The sequence below is a fragment of the Nocardia miyunensis NBRC 108239 genome (genome assembly GCF_001613065.1).
Lineage (GTDB): Bacteria > Actinomycetota > Actinomycetes > Mycobacteriales > Mycobacteriaceae > Nocardia > Nocardia miyunensis.
In genome coordinates this window covers 1-2,387 of record NZ_BDBQ01000179.1, presented here as the reverse complement: position 1 = coordinate 2,387, position 2,387 = coordinate 1, and the positions used below count along the sequence as shown (strand labels likewise).

The following is a 2,387-nucleotide window of genomic DNA, read 5'->3' as shown; positions in this document are numbered from 1 at the left end:
TACTCCAGCCGGACTTCGTGATCGATGATGCTGTTCAGCTGGATGTCGGTCGGCCGCAGCATTTCTTGTATTTGGTGGCCGAGCCGCACCAGCATGGCGCGTTGCGTGGTGGTGGCCAGGTGAGGGTGTTTCCTTCGTCAATGATCTCGTTCATGCAGGCGTGGCGGGTGTCGGAGTCGGCGGGATCGCTGCCGGTGCGGGTGGTGTAGTCGATGAGTTTCGCGACGGTCAGCGGCACCATGGTGATGCGGGCGATGCCGGTGTCGGCCAGCTCGCGGTTGGCTTTCTCCCGGTCGGCGGTGTAAGCACCGGCGTCGGTGTGTTCGACCAGATGGGGCCAGGTTTCGTGGGCTCGGGTGATCTCGTCGCGGAGCCAGAACAAAACCCTCACCTCGCGCGGCGGTGGGGGCGGTGCCGCTGCGCGGACGAACTCGTCGGCGCGTTCGGCGAGTCCGGAGACCGAGTCGTCGAGTTCGTCGGCGGGCAGAGCGAGTGTTCGGCGAACTCGTCGCCGGCCGGCCAGGACATTGTTGGCGTAGGACAGGAGGCCGAGTTCGGTGTCGCGGGCGGCCATCTCCTGCTCGGTCAGCCGGGACACGGCGATGTTGAACCAGGTCAGTGCCTGCTCGAGGTCGCCGCGTTCTTCCAGCAGCTCGGCAGCAAGGTGATACGGCGCGGCCGAAGGGCTGCGCTCGCGCCGCAACGCTTCGAGCTGAGCGCAGGCGTCGGCACTGCGATCGCAGTCGAACAACACCTCGGCCAGGGTGATCCGGGCGTGCGCGCCGTCTTCACCGCCGAGAGCGATGGCTTCGGTCGATAGCTCGATGGCGCGCTCGTGGTTGCCGGCGCGGTGCCAGTGCTGTGCTGCCTCGAGCAGAATCTCGCCACGCTGATCCGGGTAGCGGTCGAGGTCTGCTTCTGATTCCGCGGCCATCGCCGCCGCCGATCCGGTAGTCACCCCGGCACTGTAGTTGCTGCCGATCGGCGGCGGTAGTGGCTGGTGCGAGCGCGGTATTGGTGTCGGCGACGCCACAGCGACCAGCCCAGCCTGTGGGCGAGGGGGCCGGCCGGGGTGCGTACCAGTGTGGTGAACAAGTGCCGAATTTCGTTGCGGGTCACGGCGATCAGACCCGCCGAGGCCGGGGCGTCCGCGTGGTGGGTGATGGCGAGGACGGTGAGGAAGGCGTGGGCGAGCATCGCCAGAAGGGTCCAGCGGTGCCAGGATCGCCAGCCGCGGACCTGATGCTGGTCGAGGCCGGCCAGGCCCTTTCCGGTTTGGAAGTTCTCCTCCGTCGACCAGCGCCGGCCAGCGACTTTCACCAGCCGGGCCAGTGGCACCGCTTCGCGGTTCCAGCAGCGGTAGAACGCCAGTTCCCCGCTGCGACGGCGACGGCGGATCATCAGCCAACGACAGCCTGGCAGCACCTTGTCCGAGTCGGGACCGATCTCGATGAAGGCCCAGTCGTAGATACGCGGCCCTTTGGCGCCCTCGCCTGCCGAGAGCGGCTGCCACGCTTGCTTGGGCAGCGTGGCGGCGAGGGCGTCGGCGCGGACGCGGCCGGTCGCGGTCGTGACGCGGTGGTCACAGGCCACGGCGAAAACGTAACCGGTGCCACGGGATTCGAGCGCGCAACGCAATTTCGGGTCACCGCCATAAACCTCGTCGCCAGTTACCCAGCCCGCAGGGGCACCGGCATCGAGAGCATCGATGATCAGTCGTTTCGCGAGGGCGGGTTTGGTGGCGAACCGTACGTCGCCGGGGACACCGGCCCGCTGGCAGCGGGCCGGGTCGCTGCTCCACGACTTGGGCAGATACAGCGCACGGTCGATGAATGCGTGCCCGGCGGCCGTGGCGTACGTGAGATACACCGCGACCTGGCTGTTTTCGATCCGCCCCGCCGTGCCGGTGTATTGACGTTGCACCCCTACCGTGTGCACACCCTTCTTCAGATCGCCTGTTTCGTCAACCACAAGCGTGGCGTCGATATCACCCAAATGCTCGATCACATAGTCGCGCAGGTCATCTCGCAGCCCATCCTCATCAATCACCGCCGACGCGAGCAGGTGCTGCATCGCGTCCGGGGACCGGTCACCGGCATGCTCGGCCAGTGTCCAGCAGTTCTTGACCGGCAGCTCCGACACCATCGCGCCCAGCATCCTCGCCGCGGTCCGGCGGGTCTCCACCCGCACGAACCGGCCACCGACCCGGCCGGTCAACTCGTCGAACTGCCACTGCCACTGCCAGCGACCAGCCGCTACGCTATGACCCACGGCCACCGCCAATCCAGTTGTGTCACACACAAACACGACATGATCACGCGGTGGCCGCCCCATGTCCAGCCTGCCGACCAGCAGCGTCATCGATCACGAAGTCCGGCTGGAGTACT

At 67.0% G+C, this 2,387-nt stretch carries 2 protein-coding genes; both read right to left on the bottom strand.

Translation table 11 applies throughout. The features are described from left to right. Positions 1-34: 34 nt before the first annotated feature. Positions 35-958 carry an SEC-C domain-containing protein gene (locus NM2_RS46835; RefSeq protein ID WP_067684262.1) on the bottom strand — a complete coding sequence of 308 codons (924 nt, stop codon included), beginning with the start codon at positions 956-958 and terminating at the stop codon, positions 35-37. Further along, positions 955-2,277: an IS701 family transposase gene (locus NM2_RS46830; protein WP_067684265.1), complete on the bottom strand. Its 1,323-nt coding sequence runs from the start codon at positions 2,275-2,277 to the stop codon at positions 955-957. The genes NM2_RS46835 and NM2_RS46830 overlap by 4 nt, the downstream gene beginning before the upstream one ends. Positions 2,278-2,387 lie beyond the last annotated feature (110 nt).